This window comes from Halomonas sp. AOP5-B2-8 (genome assembly GCF_052376475.1).
Classification (GTDB): Bacteria; Pseudomonadota; Gammaproteobacteria; order Pseudomonadales; family Halomonadaceae; genus Vreelandella; species Vreelandella casei.
Map to the genome: position 1 here is coordinate 103,540 of NZ_JBQSVS010000006.1, position 17,307 is coordinate 120,846.

The 17,307-nt window shown below is 52.6% G+C and carries 15 protein-coding genes; 9 read left to right on the forward strand and 6 right to left on the reverse strand.

The annotated features are described in order from the left end of the window. Positions 1 to 16: 16 nt before the first annotated feature. Genes ACT3RP_RS14745 through ACT3RP_RS14755 form a run of 3 tightly spaced genes read right to left on the reverse strand, consistent with a single transcriptional unit; the run spans position 17 to position 6,301 of the window. Positions 17 to 1,315, reverse strand: coding sequence for a restriction endonuclease subunit S (locus ACT3RP_RS14745; RefSeq protein WP_192536026.1), 1,299 nt, complete (start codon positions 1,313 to 1,315; stop codon positions 17 to 19). Beyond that, positions 1,308 to 3,824 carry a type I restriction-modification system subunit M gene (locus ACT3RP_RS14750; RefSeq protein ID WP_192536025.1) on the reverse strand — a complete coding sequence of 839 codons (2,517 nt, stop codon included), beginning with the start codon at positions 3,822 to 3,824 and terminating at the stop codon, positions 1,308 to 1,310. Before ACT3RP_RS14750 ends, ACT3RP_RS14745 begins: the two co-directional genes overlap by 8 nt. Before the next feature lie 5 nt (positions 3,825 to 3,829). After that, a complete protein-coding gene (locus ACT3RP_RS14755; protein ID WP_192536024.1) occupies positions 3,830 to 6,301 on the reverse strand; it encodes an N-6 DNA methylase in 2,472 nt (823 codons plus the stop codon). 405 nt (positions 6,302 to 6,706) lie between these two features. Between ACT3RP_RS14755 and ACT3RP_RS14760 the strand changes: the two genes are divergently transcribed. From ACT3RP_RS14760 to ACT3RP_RS14770, 3 genes are all read left to right on the forward strand, one after another. Further along, positions 6,707 to 7,159, forward strand: coding sequence for a histidine phosphatase family protein (locus tag ACT3RP_RS14760; RefSeq protein WP_225734385.1), 453 nt, complete (start codon positions 6,707 to 6,709; stop codon positions 7,157 to 7,159). 63 nt (positions 7,160 to 7,222) lie between these two features. Then, positions 7,223 to 8,263, forward strand: coding sequence for a zinc-dependent alcohol dehydrogenase family protein (locus ACT3RP_RS14765; protein WP_192536023.1), 1,041 nt, complete (start codon positions 7,223 to 7,225; stop codon positions 8,261 to 8,263). Positions 8,264 to 8,376: 113 nt separating this feature from the next. Further along, complete coding sequence (locus ACT3RP_RS14770) at positions 8,377 to 9,252, forward strand: pirin family protein (RefSeq protein ID WP_192536022.1); 876 nt, start codon at positions 8,377 to 8,379, stop codon at positions 9,250 to 9,252. 3 nt (positions 9,253 to 9,255) lie between these two features. Here ACT3RP_RS14770 and ACT3RP_RS14775 read toward each other — a convergent pair whose 3' ends face one another. After that, entirely contained in the window at positions 9,256 to 9,867 is a 612-nt protein-coding gene (locus tag ACT3RP_RS14775; RefSeq protein ID WP_192536021.1) for a DNA-3-methyladenine glycosylase family protein, read from the reverse strand. 221 nt (positions 9,868 to 10,088) lie between these two features. Between ACT3RP_RS14775 and ACT3RP_RS14780 the strand changes: the two genes are divergently transcribed. Both ACT3RP_RS14780 and ACT3RP_RS14785 read left to right on the forward strand, forming a co-directional pair. Further along, on the forward strand, positions 10,089 to 11,300 hold the full coding sequence (locus ACT3RP_RS14780) for an MFS transporter (protein ID WP_192536020.1): 1,212 nt from the start codon (positions 10,089 to 10,091) through the stop codon (positions 11,298 to 11,300). 91 nt (positions 11,301 to 11,391) lie between these two features. After that, entirely contained in the window at positions 11,392 to 11,643 is a 252-nt protein-coding gene (locus ACT3RP_RS14785) for a YMGG-like glycine zipper-containing protein (protein WP_192536019.1), read from the forward strand. A gap of 17 nt (positions 11,644 to 11,660) precedes the next feature. On the opposite strand, the gene ACT3RP_RS14790 is transcribed toward ACT3RP_RS14785, so the two are convergent. Then, positions 11,661 to 12,356: an extensin-like domain-containing protein gene (locus ACT3RP_RS14790; RefSeq protein ID WP_192536018.1), complete on the reverse strand. Its 696-nt coding sequence runs from the start codon at positions 12,354 to 12,356 to the stop codon at positions 11,661 to 11,663. Between the two features lie 162 nt (positions 12,357 to 12,518). Here ACT3RP_RS14790 and gmk point away from each other — a divergent pair, with 162 nt between their 5' ends. From gmk to ACT3RP_RS14810, 4 genes are all read left to right on the forward strand, one after another. Next, entirely contained in the window at positions 12,519 to 13,151 is a 633-nt protein-coding gene (gene gmk, locus ACT3RP_RS14795) for a guanylate kinase (protein ID WP_096276853.1), read from the forward strand. A 138-nt stretch (positions 13,152 to 13,289) separates the two neighbouring features. Further along, entirely contained in the window at positions 13,290 to 13,547 is a 258-nt protein-coding gene (rpoZ, locus tag ACT3RP_RS14800; protein ID WP_007112267.1) for a DNA-directed RNA polymerase subunit omega, read from the forward strand. A gap of 44 nt (positions 13,548 to 13,591) precedes the next feature. Further along, positions 13,592 to 15,736: a RelA/SpoT family protein gene (locus tag ACT3RP_RS14805; protein ID WP_096276855.1), complete on the forward strand. Its 2,145-nt coding sequence runs from the start codon at positions 13,592 to 13,594 to the stop codon at positions 15,734 to 15,736. A gap of 123 nt (positions 15,737 to 15,859) precedes the next feature. Then, complete coding sequence (locus tag ACT3RP_RS14810; protein ID WP_096276857.1) at positions 15,860 to 16,249, forward strand: RidA family protein; 390 nt, start codon at positions 15,860 to 15,862, stop codon at positions 16,247 to 16,249. 26 nt (positions 16,250 to 16,275) lie between these two features. Here ACT3RP_RS14810 and ACT3RP_RS14815 read toward each other — a convergent pair whose 3' ends face one another. Then, positions 16,276 to 17,157, reverse strand: a complete 882-nt coding sequence (locus tag ACT3RP_RS14815; protein WP_096276859.1) for an SDR family oxidoreductase — start codon at positions 17,155 to 17,157, stop codon at positions 16,276 to 16,278. Positions 17,158 to 17,307 lie beyond the last annotated feature (150 nt).

Below are 17,307 nucleotides of genomic sequence, written 5' to 3' on the forward strand. Positions count from 1 at the left end.
CCTCTCCTTATTCTGGTTAGCTCGCGCGTTGTTGCTCGATCAGATCGGTGACTCGAACACGGCCGGTGAGTAGATCGTCCATTAAGCCAGCTTTTTCAAGCTTCATTTTCGACAACTTATTAGATTCTTTAAAAATGCGTTCACTTATGGCCCTAACTCTTTTTGTCGAAGCAAGTTGCTCTTCATAAGGTGCGCTAGGAACTAACAAGTTTTTTATTTGAGCTTGTGATATGTTTTTTTGTCCGCTACTTCCGCTTGTTAAGATGCTAATTTGTCCCTTAGTTTTGTAAAAAGACATTAAAAAGACCAAGAATTCAGCAGAAAGAGCTTCGGCAGGCACTAGCCTCAATAATTTATCAGACAACATCAACTTTTCTTGAGTAAATTCAACTAGCACTGTATTACCGACAAGGTCGGGATTTCCATTAGCACGGGTTAATATTACATCCCCTGAACGAACTTCTATGTTTGGCTTAGGATTAAGAGTGTGTGGTAGTGCTTTTGCTTCGTAATCTTTATAAACACCTCCTGTAACGGCGCTAACTTTCAGAACACCCCATTCTCCAGAGGCCGGTCTGGTTTCAGTGCAATTTGGGCTCCATCCTCCTTCGATGCAAAATAATAAGTCTCCTAGTGGAAGAGCTTCCCACTCCTTCGGAATCCAACCCAGCTGTGAATCCTTATACAACTCCGGCGCCTGTTCGCGGGGCATGCGAAGCTGACCGCTGGAGTCAATGCCGCGCGTGAGTAGGTCGTTCAGCAGGCCCTGCTTGATCTTCTGTAGCTTGACGATGATGGCCTCGGTCTGACGGATTTGGGTGTCGAGGGTGTAGAGGATTTTGGCGATAACTTTTTGTTCATATATCGGGGGCACATAAAATTCATATGCTCCTACAGTTTTAGTGTTTAGACTTACTTGATTTATGGCTTTTTGGCACTCCTTTTGTGCATAACGCTTCGCTTGTGAACTGCTCAAAGAATAATAAAGATACTTTGGGTCAATATGCTCATTTGGCCTCAAGAGTAATAGATTCATTCCATGATAAAGATCCTTCCCACCTTCATACTGAGCGACTTTGCCAACATGTTTGAAACTATTTATATGGCTATATAAAATATCCCACTTTTCTAACTTGTACGTTGATATTTTATCTGCTAAGTAACCAATCTTTGAAAGGTCAATAGTGCCATCCGCAATAGTTTCTATGCGGGTAACAGGAAATTCTGTAATTTCAGAAACTTGTGTAGAGACTGTACCATTCCGAATTACGGACAAGTATTTTGATAAAGGACTATAAATAACTTGTTCAGACATACCCCAGCTCCTCCAGATACCCGGCCAGCGTTTTTGCTGCACTGTCCCGCGCCCGCTCAATCTCAGAGAGCGTTACCTGATATTTGTCCCACCAGTTTTCCGCAGTGGCGACCACTAACTGGCGCTGGTTGCCGATATAGCGCTCGACGATGGATTTCATATCGTGATGCAGAATGGTAAGCAGCAGCTCGGCGGCCTGGGCGTCGTCTAGGCCGTCGACCTTGCTGTTAAGTTCATCGGGTAGCATGGTGCGCTTTGCCTTGAGCTTTTTCACCAGGGCGGTGCGCTGCTGTTTCCACACCTTGATCTGCTTTTCCAGCTTGGTGCGCTCGATATCGCTAAGCGAGTCTTCGCTGTCACCGGTCGCGTCGTCATCGTCGCTGTTGCCCTGTTTCGGTAGCTTATCCTCGGCGACCTTAATTTGGCTGTCGATCTCGGCTTGCTGTTGCTCCAGTGTTTGCAGCTCCTCAAGAAAACCGCCCAGTAGGAACTTAACCAGCTTGTGCTCTAGCGGGTCGTCTTTGTCGATCTTGTCTTCCAGAGCGGTGACGATACTGGTGCGCCAGGCATCGACCACCCCGCGTGAGTCCCGCGCCATCAAGGTGAGAAAGTCGTACTTCTGCTGGTGCCAGAAACCGGCGATCATGCCGCTAACCTGAAAGTCGCTCAGCAGGCCGACCGGGCGCAGGCTCTCGGTAAAGCTGTTAAGCAGCTCCTGACGAAGCGCTGCGTATTCGCGGTGCTGGGCCAGCGCGGTGATGCTTTTGCTATGGCGCTGCCACCAGGTTTCAAACGCCTCGCGTAGCGCGTTCTCTTGGGTAATGACGCTCGCGTTCTGTTCAATAGCCGGTTTGATATCGGCTTTGGTGGCGATCATTTCACGGAATAGCTGGTAACCGTCATCACCCGACTTGGGTTCGAATAGATCTGCAGGATCGAGCCCCTGAGCATTCAGAAGCGGACGTTTGGCATCAATTTCCGCTTTTGGGATGCCGCCCACTAGATGGGCGTGCACATCGTGGGGTTCCGGCGGCGGGGCGTTGTCAGCGTAGCGGCGGATGTTCAGGTTGTAACCGTTCTCCCGCAGCGTCTCGACACTGACGATGCTGGAACAGCCGGGTACGTCCTGCCCCTTGCCTTCGGCAAAGGCTTCATAAATGGCGGCGATTTTTTCAATATGCTCGGGCATCAGGTAGTTCTGCGCCCGGCCTTCGAAGTATTCACGATCCGCGTTGATGAATAGTACCTTGCCCTGGTTTTCGGGATGTTTGCTGGCGACTTGTTGCGCTCCCATGCTATGCCGCTTGCGTAGAATTAAAATACAGGCGGGAATGCCGGTGCCGTAAAAGAGGTTGGGTGGCAGGCCAATCACGGCTTCAAGCAGGTCATCTTCAATAATGCCTTTGCGGATGTTCTTCTCTTCGCCGCCGCGAAACAGCACACCGTGGGGCATAACGGTAGCGACCATGCCGCCGTCGGCGCACACTGCCAGCATGTGTTGCAAAAACATTAAGTCAGCTTTTTTCGAGCCCAGCGGCACTTCGCCGTATTTGAAGCGCTCGCTGCGGAATTGCGGCTGAAACACGGGTTGGCCGCTATCGTCGACATCCTTGCTGCCGAAGTTGTAGGAGAACGGCGGGTTGGTCAGGATACGGTCAAACCGAATCAGTTCACCGTCCTTGACGTGACGCGGATGCTCCAATGTATCGTCGTTTTCGAGGTTGGCCGTGGTAATGCCGTGTAGCAGCATATTCATCTTGGCAATCGACCACACGGTGCCTGCATTTTCCTGACCATAGCAGTCGAGCCGGTAGCCTTCACCGCCGTGCTCGTCGATCCACTCTTTCGAAGCAATCAACATACCGCCGGAGCCACAGCAGGGGTCGTAGACGCGATGATCCTGCTGCGGGTCGAGCAGCCGCACCATCATGCGTACTACCGGGCGAGGCGTGTAGAACTCGCCACCTTTCTTACCAGCTGAGTCGGCGAAATCACCGATAAGAAACTCGTAGGCGGCACCTAAAAGATCCGGGAATTCGAAATCCCGATCGCGCAGGCGGTGCTTGCTGAAGTGGTTGATCAGCCCGCGCAGTTTGTTATCGGCTAGCTTGCTTTGGCCTACCTTGCGGGTGAAATCGATGTGCTCCAGTACGTCCTGCAAGCTGGTGTTGCCCTGCTCTAGGCCACCAAGGGCTTCATTGAGGGAAGTGCCCACATTCTTATGTACTTCTTTTAGCAGGTAGTCCCAGCGCGAGGTTTCCGGTACGTAGAAACTCGTCTTGTACCAGAAACGTTGCTCGGCTACCTCAAGAGCCGCTTTGCGACTTTTGCCCTTAGCCATCTGCTCGTTGACGACTTGTTCGTGCCGTTCGACGAACACATCCGAGCAGCGCTTTAAGAACAGCATTCCAAAGATGTATTCCTTGAACTCGGAAGCATCCATCTTGCCGCGCAGAATATCGGCAGCGCTGAAGAGGTGACGCTCGAGCTGGGGAAGGGTCAGGGGCATGAAAATTAACTCTTAAAATGTGTTTCAATATAGTTCAGCATCTCATGACCAAATAAAGCTTCAGACTCTGCTGACCTTCGAATATAAAAATCTTTGTTATCTGCAAATACGGGTTTAGGAGAACGTTTACAAGCTGCTAAGATAATAATTTCACCATCTAACTGAACGTTAGAGATACTCACAAACTTGCTTATGCTTTTTCCTAAACAGTTTTTAATTCTGGATTCTAAGTCTTTGATGTATTTTTCAATTTTCTTGATACCAAGTCGTTCCATTTCTTTACTGATCCCTGTGATTTCACCTCGGTCGTTAACGCCAATAAGCAAAGCTCCGCCTTCAGAGTTAACAAAGGAAGCAATATTTTTAATAACTTTTAACTGCTCCTCATTGTCACGTTTTGGCTTAATTGAAGAGCCGTAGACTTGCTCATTTTTAAGAAAAAAGTGCTGCTTAAATTCAGCATATTTAGTTTCATTTTTTTCGAGTATATATCTTATGCTAGCTATGCTGCTTAAGCTGGAAAGATCGTGTACAAATCTATCTACTTTATCTTTTATGTTATAGCTAAGCGAGGGCTTTTCAATCAATTCACTGCGGTATTCGTAAAGGCTTCTTTGAGCAATATCTAGTTTTTTTGCTAAACTTATTACCTTTTCCTGCTCAGAAATAGGTGGCAAGTAAATTGTAAAGTTTTTTATTTTTTCAATGCTTAATACAGAGGCTACCTGACTAGATAAGGAGTGAAAGATTGTTAGCTGGCCTAACTCCGATAATAAGAAAAGCTTTGCATATTCTGCAAGAAGAATATCTTCCCTAAACTGAACTTCAAAATAGTCTTCTTGCCTTTCTTCTTCTTTTATTTCACTAACTGAGCTATATATTTTTTTTCCTGCATGCTTGCTACCAATGAAAATTGAGTTTTTTCCACAATTAAACTCCTTCACCGAAGAAATATCCAACACGGCAGAGCTCTGGTTTTCATGGTCAAATCCGTAAACTTCGTACTCTTTGTGGTATTCTCCTAGCTGTCTAATTCGCTTTAAAGTAGGAGAGTTGTCGACGTACCTATTAATATTAATGTTAAAGTCGTTAGCGGAAATTTCATCAAAGTGAATAACTTTTGAGTAATCTTCTTGGCTTTTCCAGCCATTGTATGCACTAACAATGTTGTTAACATCTTCTTCCCGCAGCTCGTTTGAAAATATTCCTTTCTTATAATCATGAGCAGCGTCAATGAATATTATGCTACCTGCTCTAGCAATAGGCTTACCTTTATTAAGTACTAAAAGAACAGTTGGAATGCCCGTGCCGTATAACAGGTTAGGAGGCAGGCCGATCACAGCCTCAATTAAGTCATCTTCAATGATGCCCTTGCGAATGTTTTTCTCTTCACCGCCGCGAAATAGCACGCCGTGTGGCATGATGGTCGCGATTATGCCGCCGTTGGCACACACCGCTAGCATATGCTGCAAGAACATTAGATCGGCTTTTTTCGAGCCCAGCGGCACTTCTCCGTACTTGAAACGCTCACGGCGAAAGGTTGGCTGAAATACCGAGTGATCTTTATTATCTGCGTGCTTTCTACCGAAACTGACAGAAAATGGTGGATTAGAAAGAATACGATCAAAACGCTGCAGTTCACCGTTTTTGACGTGACGCGGGCTTTTCAGCGTGTCGCCGTTTTGAAGGTTGGCTGTAGTTATGCCATGCAGCAACATATTCATCTTGGCACTTGACCAAGTTGAATTAACTGCCTCCTGTCCATAACAATCGAGCCGATAGCCATCGCCGCCATGCTCGTCTATCCACTCCTTGGAAGCGATCAACATACCGCCGGAGCCACAGCAGGGGTCGTAAACGCGATGATCCTGCTGGGGATCTAGCAAACGCACCATCATGCGTACTACCGAGCGAGGCGTGAAGAGCTCACCACCTTTCTTGCCAGCGGAGTCAGCAAAAGCGCCAATCAGGAACTCGTAGGCTGTTCCAAGCAAATTTGGGAATTCGAAATCCTGGTCGCGCAGCTGGTGCTTGCTGAAGTGGTTGATCAGCCCACGCAGCTTGCTATCGGATAGCTTGCTCTGGCCCACCTTGCGGTTGAAGTCGATGTGCTCCAGCACGTCTTGCAGGCTGGTATTGCCTTGCTCCAAGCCGCCAAGCGCGGTATTGAGCGCATCGCCCACGTTCTTGTGGGCTTCATTGAGCAGGTAGTCCCAGCGCGAGGTCTCCGGTACGTAAAAGCTCGTCTTGTACCAGAAGCGTTGCTCGGCTATCTCAAGGGCTGCCTCGCGACTTTTGCCCTTAGCCATCTGCTCGTTGACGACTTGTTCGTGCCGTTCGTCGAACACATCCGAGCAGCGCTTTAGGAACAGCATTCCAAAGATGTATTCCTTGAACTCGGAGGCATCCATCTTGCCGCGCAGGATATCGGCAGCGCTAAAGAGGTGACGCTCGAGTTGAGGAAGGGTCAAGGGCATTACGGTATTCCTTAGGAATTCAATAGACTTAGCTTTAAAACCTTCATCTCATGAACGAAATTTAAATGCTGGGTAGTTTAACGAATCACGGACAACTAAGGGGGAAAATTAAGCAGGAACAGACAGCCATACCTACCCAATTCAATACGTACTGCGTCGAGAATAGGAAAGCTCTGGTAAAACTGGCGCATATTACGCAAGTTGGAGATATCAAACCCTTGTCCAGACAATAGGTGAACTGTGGCAAGAGCGGTTCTTGTTTGCCAATGATGGAGAACTCCACCCCATGATCTTACGCCACCTTGCTTTAATCCTACTGCTCGCTGTGCTGGGGGCGCTACCCATCAGCGTCCAAGCAAACGACGCCACCTGGCAAGCACTAAAGAGGGCGGCTTAGTCATTTTAATGCGCCACTCCTTAGCCCCGGGTATTGGCGACCCGCCGGGTTTTGTTCTGGAGCAGTGCGATACCCAGCGCAATCTCTCTGCTCAGGGGCGCGCCCAGGCGCAAGCCGCTGGTCGTACGTTTCGTGAGCGGGAAGTGCCCATTGCGGCGGTGTATGCGTCGCGCTGGTGCCGGGCATTGGATACCGCTGAACTGATGGCGCTGGGGCCTGTAGAGCCTACACCCTGGTTAGACTCCTTCTTTCGCGGGCGCGGTGATCAAGCGCAAATCACCCAAACCGCCCAGCAGCAGATCGCCGCATGGCAAGGGCCGGGCAATTTGCTGCTGGTTACCCATCAGGTGAATATCACCGCGTTGGTGGGCAGCGGCGTAGGCTCTGGCGAGATGATTGTGGTGCATCCCACGGATAATTCGTTTCAAGTAGTGGGGCGGTTAAATGTTAGCGGCAACTAATTCGCTTCTTATCCCTTTAAACAGTTATAAAGTAAAAACAGCAATACGGTTTAGGAGACCTTGATGAAAGCCGTTGTTTTTGAGCAGTTTTCCGCCCCGCCGAGTATCCAGCAGTTGCCCGATCCGACGCCTGAACCTCACGGCGTGGTGGTGAAAGTGATGGCCAACGGCGTGTGCCGTAGCGATTGGCATGGCTGGGTGGGGCATGATACCGATATCCAGCTTCCCCATGTGCCGGGCCATGAGCTGGCCGGCGTAGTCGAAGCCGTTGGTAAAGATGTAACGCAATGGCGCGTTGGCGACCGCGTCACGGTGCCGTTCGTGGGTGGCTGTGGCACTTGCCCTGAGTGTCACTCGGGCGACCATCAGGTGTGCGATAGTCAGTTTCAGCCCGGCTTTACCCACTGGGGGTCCTTTGCCGAGTATGTGGGTATTCACTACGCCGATGTGAATTTGGTCGCGCTGCCGAAGACACTCGATTTCGCGACCGCGGCCAGCCTGGGGTGTCGGTTTGTCACTTCCTTTCGGGCGGTAGTCGATCAGGGCCAAACATCGGCTGGGCAGTGGGTGGCCATTCACGGCTGCGGCGGTGTGGGGCTATCTGCCGTGATGATTGCCAGCGCCATCGGCGCTAATGTTGTGGCCATCGATATTTCGGAAGAGGCGCTTACGCTGGCCCGTCAACTGGGAGCCGTTGCCACTGTGAATGCCGCCAAGGTGGCCAATGTGGTTGAAGCCGTTGCGGAAATAACCCGAGGTGGTGCTCACGTATCGTTGGATGCACTAGGCCACCCGACGACCTGCTTTAATTCCATCAGCAATCTGCGTAAACGGGGCAAGCATATTCAGGTGGGGCTGATGCTGGCGGACCACAGCACGCCAGCCATCCCGATGAGTAAGATCATTGCCAACGAGCTTGAAATACTCGGCAGTCATGGCATGCAGGCGCATCGTTATGATGCCATGCTGGCGATGATTCAGTCTGGCAAGCTGGCGCCGGAAAAGCTGATCGGCAAACGCATCACCCTTGAACAGTCGATTGATGCATTGATGAACATGGATAAGTTTGAAGGGGCGGGTGTGACGGTGGTGACCGAGTTTTGAGGAAACCGCTGAGCCGTTTACTAACAATTTCCTGCAATGAAACGTGGCAAATTATTCGCTCCTTATCCGCGGCTGTAGGTTTTATGCTGGACAGTATTGATAAGGAGTAAATGATGCCAATAGACACTACCCAGTCAGTGCGTCAGGTGATCGCCCAGCACCCGGCCAAGCGCGATGATATCGGTGATTTAACCACGCGTCGGCCGTTACCAGGGCCTGGTTTGGATCAGCTCGACCCGTTTCTGTTTTTGAATCACCACGGCCCGCAAACGTATCCGGCCAACAACCGTGGCCTGCCGTTTGGCCCGCACCCGCATCGCGGCTTTGAAACGGTGACGTTTATTTTAGAGGGGTCGCTGGCCCATGCTGACAGTGCCAGCCATCAAAGCGTGATTCATAAAGGTGGCGTGCAGTGGATGACGGCGGGTAGCGGCATTGTACATGCGGAAATTTCGCCGCCGGAGTTTCTGAGTGAGGGTGGCCCGCTGGAGATTCTTCAGCTGTGGGTCAATCTGCCGGCGCGTTTGAAGATGAGTGAACCGCGCTACGTGGGACTGCAGGAAGCGTCTATCCCCGCTATTGCGCTACCGGGCGGCGGTGAGCTGAACCTGATCGCCGGGCAGTGGCAGGAGCAGGCTGGCCCTATTGAAACGCTGACCGGCGTATTTATGTCAACGCTGAAACTGCCCGCTGGCACGCATGAGCAGCTGCCCGTTACACCTGGGCGGCAGGTGTTTCTCTATGTGGTCGATGGCGATGTCACGGTGAGTGGTGAATCCGCGAAGCCGCATCATCTGATTGAAGTGGATCGTGATGGCGAGAGCCTCGACATCGAAGCCAGCAGTAACGCGCGCCTGCTGTTTGGCCATGGCGAGGTGATCGACGAACCTGTCTACTCCCATGGGCCCTTCGTGATGACCACCCGCGAAGAGATTGCCCAGGCGGTAGAGGATTATCAGAATGGCAAGTTTGGTGGGTTGGACGCTTAGCCCTTACAAAGGCTCGCCCCGGTAGTAGTGCCATAGAAACAGCGAGCCCACGCTGCGCCAAGGCGCCCAGTGTTCTATCATTTGGCGCGCCTGTTTGGGCGTGGGTTTGTCGTCCATGCCTTTCAGGCGCCCTAACGCTACGCGCAGGGCCAGGTCGTCGGCAGGAAAAATATCCGGACGGTTGAGAGAAAACATTAGGTAAATCTCAGCGCTCCAACGGCCAAAGCCGCGTAGCTCGGTAATCGCGGCGATGGCGTCATCATCGCTTAGCTTTTCAAGCCCATCGGCGCTAAAGGTGCCGGCGAGTTCGGCTTCTGCCAAGCCCTTGGCGTACTCAATTTTCCGCCAGGAGAGCCCCGCATCGCGCAGCGCTTGGCTATCCACTTCCATCACCGCTTTTGCATGCAGCTCCGGCAGTAACGTATTGACACGGCCCATAATCGCGCGTGCCGCGTCGGTGGATAGCTGTTGACTAACGATGGTACTGAAAAACGTCGCAAACCCCTGGCCGCGTTGACGTGGGCTAGGCGCGCCGACCAATGGGTATGCGCGGGCAATATCTGGGTCGGCCTCAGCAAGTGCCGCCATGGCGTGCTCAATGGTATCGAGTGTCATCGCCTTCGCCTTATTGAAGAAATAAACAGTTAAGTGAACAGGATTAAGTGAACAGTACTGTGCACAGGCCTGTCGATAAAGCTCAATGAACGCTAGTAGGGCAGGCAAACGCTTTTTGCCGGCTAATTTTTTTGAACGCGGCGTATTTATACTTTCGTCTAATCCTGCGATCATTTGCGCTAATCAAGGTGCCAACAGGGCGGTACCGCTAGGAGATAAATATGCAGGATTCGACAGCACCGTCGTCTCAAGGGCTGGCGCGCAAACCGCGCCTGGCCGAATTTGTGTTGGCGCTGGGCGGGTTTGGGATAGGAACGAGCGAATTCGTCATCATGGGGTTGATGAACCGCGTGGCGGGCGACTTAGCCGTGACGGTTCCTCAGGTGGGCTACGCGATCAGTAGCTACGCGCTGGGTGTTGTGGTGGGGGCGCCGTTAATTTCAGCGCTGGCCGCACGCGCGCCTCGGCGGCTGTTATTAATCGTGCTGATGCTGGTGTTTGCAGTGGGCAACATCGCTAGCGCTCTGGCACCGAGCTTCTGGTCATTTGTGGGACTGCGTTTTCTCGCGGGCTTACCGCACGGTGCCTACTTTGGCATTGCGGCGTTAGTAGCGGCGGGTGCGGTGCCGGTGGATCAGCGAGCACGCGCTATTTCCAGGGTGATGCTGGGTCTAACGGTCGCTATTTTGATCGGGGCGCCGCTAGGTACGTGGGCAGGCAACCAGTTTGGCTGGCAAATCGCGTTTGTGGGTGTGGGAGGGATTGCTCTGCTTACCGCTCTGCTAATACGTCTCTATGTACCGGTTCAGCCCGTGGATACAGGTGCCAGCCCCGTACGCGAGCTGTCTGCGTTGCTGAAGCAGCGCGTGTTAGTTGCCTTAGCCCTGGCCTGTATTGGCTGCGGCGGTATGTTCGCTATTTTTAGCTATGTAATGCCAACACTGACCCAGCAAGCGGGTATGAGTGAGTCGCTAGGGCCTTTGGTGCTGGTAATTTTTGGCCTGGGTTCAATTGCCGGTAATTTAATCGGTGGCCGCATGGCAGATAAAAACCTCATGCGCGCAATCCCTTGCATCTTGCTGTGGTGTGGCATTGTTCAGGGGCTGTTTTACTTTGCGGCGAATAACGTTTGGACAGGGCTTTTGTGTGTCGGCTTGGTAGGCACCAGTATGGCGTTAGCGCCTTCGCTACAAACCCGCTTAATGGATGTGGCAGAAGATGCCCAAACCATGGCAGCCTCACTCAATCATGCGGCTTTTAATGGTGCAAACGCGCTCGGCGCGTGGCTGGCTGGGTTGGCCATTAGTGCAGGCTTTACCTGGTCGAGTACGGGCTTAGTGGGCACAGCATTAGCACTTTGCGGCCTGGTTATTTTTGCCGCAGGGCGCTGGCTGGAAAAGCGTACTTATGGCGTTGCGGCCCGGCGGGCGTAGCTATTTTTCGTTATCGAACAGCGATAATTAAATGGTAAATGTGCGAAATTTTTTCTAGTGTGTAAAAGGAGCAACCCATAAGGAGATGACCATGCACACTCAAATTTTGAAAAACTCACGTATTCTGGCCCTTGGTGCAGTTGTCGCGCTGACAGTCGCTTTAGCAGGCTGTGGCACGACCACCGGCGAGCGTGCCACTAGTGGCGCTGGCGTTGGTGCTGCCGTGGGTGCCGGCGCTGCGGCCGTGACCGGTGGTAGCGTTGTTCAGGGTGCAGTTATTGGTGGTGGTGTCGGTGCTGCCACCGGTGCGGCTACTGATAAAGACGACATCAACCTCGAATAAATGGCGGTTGACACTGCTTAGCGGCAGAGCCTAAAACCGCGCATGCCCATGTGAAAGTGATCGGCATGCGCGGCGTTGTAATCGGGCCCGAGGATATTGCCGAACGTATCGCAGGCGCCATCGCGCGCGGCGCGTAAGAACTCACCCGTTGCGCCTTCATCATCCCAGTTATTTAACACCGTAATACGCTCGCCATTTTCGAATTGAAACCCGGTGACATCCAGCGCTTCTGCGGTGGCATGTTCGCTGCGCCTGCCTGTTTCTCGACCATACACGTTCCGGCACGCAAAGCTGCCGACATGATTCACCTGACTGACGCGGCTGCCCATCAACTGCTCGGCGGCGGGCTGTAACGCGTGGCGTTCATACATGACCCAGGCCAGTGCCATGGGGCAGGAGGCAACGAAGCTCTGATTAAAGGCGACGCCGCTTGATTGCATCCGCACGATATTGGATAGCGGGCAGCTCGCGGTGGGGGCGTAATCTGCCAGTGGCGTGTAGCGCAGCTCACTTGCGGGGACCGTATCTAAAGCGGCCAGACAGCCGGTGCGATCATCCGACAGGCGGCTGAGCTTGAGCTGAGTGATGGGCGTAATGGGGTCGTCAACGTGCAGCGGCGCCCAGGGCGCCCAGTGGCGGGGGAGCTCAATAATTTCTTTTTGCAGGGCTACGCCCAGCGCTATTAAAGCTAATATAAACAGCGTACTGCGCATACTTACCTCCCTGTATGTTGTTACTAACCCTACAGCCGCAGCGATGGGTGTGCGATACTGCGCGGCCTTGCTGCTTTCCTGCAGCCGTTCTGGTTATTTTTGCCCTTTATTTTTCACAACTTATTTTCGCAACTTATTTGCGCAAACTGGGGAAATTGTTTCATGTCCCAAGGTACGCTTTTTATTGTTTCTGCTCCGTCGGGTGCTGGCAAGACCAGTTTGGTGCGTGAACTCATCGAAAGCCTGGATGGTATTCAAGTATCGGTGTCGCACACTACCCGTGCGAAGCGCGAGGGTGAAGTGAATGGCGTGAATTACCATTTCACTGATGTGGCCGCGTTTGAAACGATGATCGCGCGAGGTGAGTTTTTTGAGTATGCCAGAGTATTCGATAATTACTACGGCACCTCACGCCAGGCGGTACAAGCATTACTGACGGCTGGGCAGGACGTTATTCTTGAAATTGACTGGCAGGGTGCACAGCAGGTGCGCGTGCAAATGCCTGATGCGGTATCGATTTTTATTTTACCGCCGTCGCGTGATGAGCTGGAGCGGCGCTTATCAAGCCGTGGCACTGACGAGCATGCGGTCATCGCCCGACGCATGCGCGAAGCGGTCAGCGAGATGTCTCATTACCATGAATATGACTATCTCGTCGTCAACGATGACTTCACTACCGCGCTGCAGGAATTACAGTCGTTGGTCATTAGCCGTCGCTTAAGCCGCTCGTTAATGAGTGAGCGCCACGCTTTGCTATTATCTGCGCTCTTGTCACAGGCGCCTGCAATCGAGTAATCTGTTCGGTTCTATTGTTTTTAAATGCCGTTTTTAAATACTGTTTTAAGTGCGGTGTTAAATGCGTTTTTCCGCTGGGTCGGCCCGTTTATGTTCCATACGGCGCCGGCCTGGTTCTGTCATAACAGGAAGGCTCCCATGGCTCGCGTAACCGTTGAAGATTGTCTTGAAAATGTTGAAAACCGTTTCAAGCTGGTGATGATTTCTACCCAGCGTGCTCGCCAGCTGGCGCGCGGCTCACGTGATGCGTTGCTACCGTGGGAAAACGACAAGCCGACGGTGATGGCGCTGCGTGAAATTGCGGCAGGCCTGGTGGATCACACGGTTCTGGACGAGCCTGTTGAAGCCGCTGTGCGTCCGCGTCCTGCGATGGCACCGACTCATATCGACGACTAACGGTTATCAAGAAATCGATAACGCAAGCGATAGAGGCGCGGTAGATGTTCACCATTGATGACCTGGCCGACCGACTCGGCGGCTATTTACCCCCGGATGAAATCCAGCAGGTCAAACGCGCCTTCTATTACGCTGAGCAGGCCCACGATGGCCAGCGGCGTCGCTCTGGCGAGCCTTATGTTACCCACCCGCTAGCGGTGGCGAACATTCTTGCCAACATGCACATGGACCATCAAAGTTTGATGGCAGCTATGTTGCATGATGTTATCGAAGATACCGGGGTATCCAAAAAAGCCCTGGCCGAGCAGTTTGGTAAACCGGTGGCAGAACTGGTGGATGGGGTATCAAAGCTTACCCAAATCACCTTTGAAGACAAAGCGGTTGCTCAGGCCGAAAACTTCCAGAAAATGGTGCTGGCGATGTCGCGAGATATTCGCGTCATCATCGTCAAGCTTGCCGATCGGCTGCACAACATGCGCACGCTTGGGGCACTGCGCCCGGATAAAAAGCGCCGTATTGCCCGTGAAACGCTGGAAATTTACGCGCGCATTGCCGGCCGGCTAGGCATCAACACCATTCGCATCGAGCTTGAAGACCTCTCTTTTCAGGCCATTCACCCAATGCGTGCCGAGCGCATTAAGCGCGCCGTCGCTAGCGCTCGTGGGCATCGGCGTAGTGCCATGCGCGAAATTCAGTCGTCGCTGCAAAAAAGCCTCGATGACGATGGGCTCAATGGCACCGTGATTGGGCGCCAAAAGCATCTACTGTCGATCTATAAAAAGATGCGTGATAAGCGTAAGCCTTTTGCCGAAATTATGGATGTATTTGGTTTTCGCATTATCACGGAAGATGTGGCCAGCTGTTACCGTATTTTAGGCGTGGTGCATAACCTCTATAAGCCCGTCCCGGGGCGTTTTAAAGACTACATCGCGATTCCCAAGGCCAACGGCTACCAGAGCCTACATACTACGCTGTTTGGCTCACGCGGCATGCCTATCGAAGTGCAGATACGCACGCGCGAAATGGAAGCCATGGCGAATAACGGTATTGCCGCCCACTGGCTTTACAAGGCGGGGCAAACCTCGCACCCGATTGCCGAAGGTAGCCATGCACGCGCCCGGGCATGGGTGAAAGGCCTGCTGGAAATGCAGCGCCATGCCGGCGACTCACTGGAATTTATTGAACACGTCAAAAATGACCTGTTCCCTGACGATATCTATGTGTTTACGCCCAAAGGCGACATCATGGAGCTTCCCCAGGGAGCTACCGTGATCGATTTTGCCTACACCGTGCACACCGATATCGGCAATAACTGTATCGCCTGCCGTATTGATCGGCACTTGGCGCCGCTCTCTACGCGTTTAGAAAGCGGCCAGACGCTCGAAATTATTACCGCCCCTGGTGCGCGCCCCAATCTTGCCTGGCTTAACTTCGTGACTACCGCGAAGGCGCGTTCAGCCATTCGCCACGCGCTTAAATATCAGCAGCAAACCGAGGCCGTCATGTTGGGCCGTCGGTTGCTCAATAAAGCCCTGGCGCCGTTTGACACCAGCCTGGAAGAACTGGACGAAAGCGTGCTCAAACGGGCCTTTAAAGAGCTGGATGTCTCGTCTGAAGAGTCGCTATTGGAGTCACTGGGGCTGGGTAATCGCATGACGCAGGTGGTGGCAAGACGCTTAGTGGACGCCGCACACGGCGGTCACTATGTGCATCCTGCTACCGAAGACGGTAGCAAAGCGGTAGTGATCAGCGGCAGTGAAGGCATGGTGATCAACTTTGCGCGCTGCTGCCATCCGCTGCCGGGCGACCCGGTTGTTGGCCATCTTTCCATGGGGAAGGGCTTGGTTGTACACCGTGCCGAATGTAAAAACGTTGTTGATAAGAACTTTGCCGATAAAAATGATCCCGACAAGCTCTTCGCGCTGGAGTGGTCAGACACGATAGATGAAGACTTCCCGGTCGCCCTGCGCATTGAAATTGAGAGCCGCCGTGGGCTTGTGGCTGAGCTTGCTGGACTAGTCACGGATGCGGATGCCAATATCGAACGTATTGGTATTGAAGAACGCGATGCACACCTTTCGACGGTCACGCTGACGCTGTCTGTGAAAGGGCGAGTGCATTTAGCACGGATTATCAAACGGATCCGTAATCTATCTAGTGTCGGCAAAATCACCCGACTCGCCAACTAAAATCCCTATACACGACCTACTGATGCACTATCGGTAGCGTCTGCTATTGGTGGCGTTGGCTGAGTACTTATTTTAACGACGTATTCGAACGACTAATTATTCACTGAAGGAGCGAGACATCGCATGAGCAATAAGGCTGTTATCAACACCAGCAAAGCCCCTGCTGCTATTGGCCCTTACTCCCAGGCTATTAAAGCGGGTAACACGGTTTATCTTTCTGGTCAGATTCCGCTCGACCCTGCCACCATGGCGATTGTGTCAGAAGACTTTGAAGCTCAGGCACGCCAAGTCTTTGCCAACCTGCAGGCCGTGTGTGAAGAAGCGGCAGGTTCACTGAGTGATATCGTGAAGCTGAACCTGTACTTGGTGGACTTGGATAACTTTGCCATTGTTAACCAAGTCATGGAAGAGTTCTTCACCGCTCCTTTCCCCGCCCGTGCTGCCGTCGGCGTCAAAGCGCTGCCCAAAGGCAGCCAGGTGGAAGCTGAAGCAGTGATGATCATCGGCGATTAATTTTGCCTGCGCTTCACCGCTGTATTTTATACGGGGTTAACCGCTAGGAAGCCGCCTTCTTTAAGCACCTGTGTATAACCTTCACGGTAGCTCGGGAAGCGGAACTGATAGCCGGCGTCGATGAGGCGCTGGTTATCACAGCGCTTGCTGGCGCGGCGGCGTAACGGGGATTGCATCGTCTCAGTGGCCGCTACTTTCAACTGCTGGGCAAGCCACATCATGACGTTATGCATCGTGACGGGCTCACAATCGCTGCCGAGATAGATATCTTCCAGCGGCTCGCCGCTTTCCTGGCGACGAATCAAGTGGGCGATAATGCCGGTGCAGTCGTCGCGGTGAATGCGGTTGGAGTAAATCACCGGTGTAATCGCGGCCACGCGACCTTCGGCGACCTGATGAATCAGCCGGTCACGGCCTGGGCCGTAGATACCGGAGAAGCGAATCACCGTGCCGGGAAGCGAATGATTTATCAGCGCCTGCTCGGCTTCGCACATTAGCTTGCCAGAGAAGCTAGTCGGATCGGTGGGGCTCTGTTCGTTGACCACTTCGCCTTCCTGCTGGCCATGGACGCTGGTCGAAGACACAAAAAACACCCGACGCGGCAGTTTTTTGTGCTGCGCCATGATGCCCAGTACGCGCTTTAAGCCTTCGGGATAAGCACTTTGATAAGCGCTTTCTTCAAAGCGGTCCGCGCTCACCGTATACACGACATAGTCAGCGTGAGGAAGGCTTGAGGCGTCGGCGTCTTCCAGGCTATTCAGGTCTAGCGCGAGCGGTTTAATCCCGGTGCCCTTTAAGGCCTCGACGTTGCGGCGTAAGCCAATCACCCGGTGCCCTTCCTCCAGCAACTCGCGCCCAAGGTTGATCCCAATATCGCCACAGCCGATAATCAGTACGGTTAGCTTCACCGTGCTCACTCCTGTTGATTAATATTCCCTATTAGATACAAAATCTCTGTCAACGATTACAGTGAACCATGACACTGTCAGTTGAGAAAATCGTCAGTAGAGAAGATCGTCGGCAGAGCTTGCTTGTCCTTTTCCGTCCCGCTGACAGCA

Bases quoted from the DNA above. Each gene is read 5' to 3' on its own strand.
- ACT3RP_RS14745 (WP_192536026.1), bottom strand. From the start codon at position 1,315: ATGTCTGAACAAGTTATTTATAGTCCTTTATCAAAATACTTGTCCGTA.
- ACT3RP_RS14750 (WP_192536025.1), bottom strand. From the start codon at position 3,824: ATGCCCCTGACCCTTCCCCAGCTCGAGCGTCACCTCTTCAGCGCTGCC.
- ACT3RP_RS14755 (WP_192536024.1), bottom strand. From the start codon at position 6,301: ATGCCCTTGACCCTTCCTCAACTCGAGCGTCACCTCTTTAGCGCTGCC.
- ACT3RP_RS14760 (WP_225734385.1), top strand. From the start codon at position 6,707: ATGCGCCACTCCTTAGCCCCGGGTATTGGCGACCCGCCGGGTTTTGTT.
- ACT3RP_RS14765 (WP_192536023.1), top strand. From the start codon at position 7,223: ATGAAAGCCGTTGTTTTTGAGCAGTTTTCCGCCCCGCCGAGTATCCAG.
- ACT3RP_RS14770 (WP_192536022.1), top strand. From the start codon at position 8,377: ATGCCAATAGACACTACCCAGTCAGTGCGTCAGGTGATCGCCCAGCAC.
- ACT3RP_RS14775 (WP_192536021.1), bottom strand. From the start codon at position 9,867: ATGACACTCGATACCATTGAGCACGCCATGGCGGCACTTGCTGAGGCC.
- ACT3RP_RS14780 (WP_192536020.1), top strand. From the start codon at position 10,089: ATGCAGGATTCGACAGCACCGTCGTCTCAAGGGCTGGCGCGCAAACCG.
- ACT3RP_RS14785 (WP_192536019.1), top strand. From the start codon at position 11,392: ATGCACACTCAAATTTTGAAAAACTCACGTATTCTGGCCCTTGGTGCA.
- ACT3RP_RS14790 (WP_192536018.1), bottom strand. From the start codon at position 12,356: ATGCGCAGTACGCTGTTTATATTAGCTTTAATAGCGCTGGGCGTAGCC.
- gmk (WP_096276853.1), top strand. From the start codon at position 12,519: ATGTCCCAAGGTACGCTTTTTATTGTTTCTGCTCCGTCGGGTGCTGGC.
- rpoZ (WP_007112267.1), top strand. From the start codon at position 13,290: ATGGCTCGCGTAACCGTTGAAGATTGTCTTGAAAATGTTGAAAACCGT.
- ACT3RP_RS14805 (WP_096276855.1), top strand. From the start codon at position 13,592: ATGTTCACCATTGATGACCTGGCCGACCGACTCGGCGGCTATTTACCC.
- ACT3RP_RS14810 (WP_096276857.1), top strand. From the start codon at position 15,860: ATGAGCAATAAGGCTGTTATCAACACCAGCAAAGCCCCTGCTGCTATT.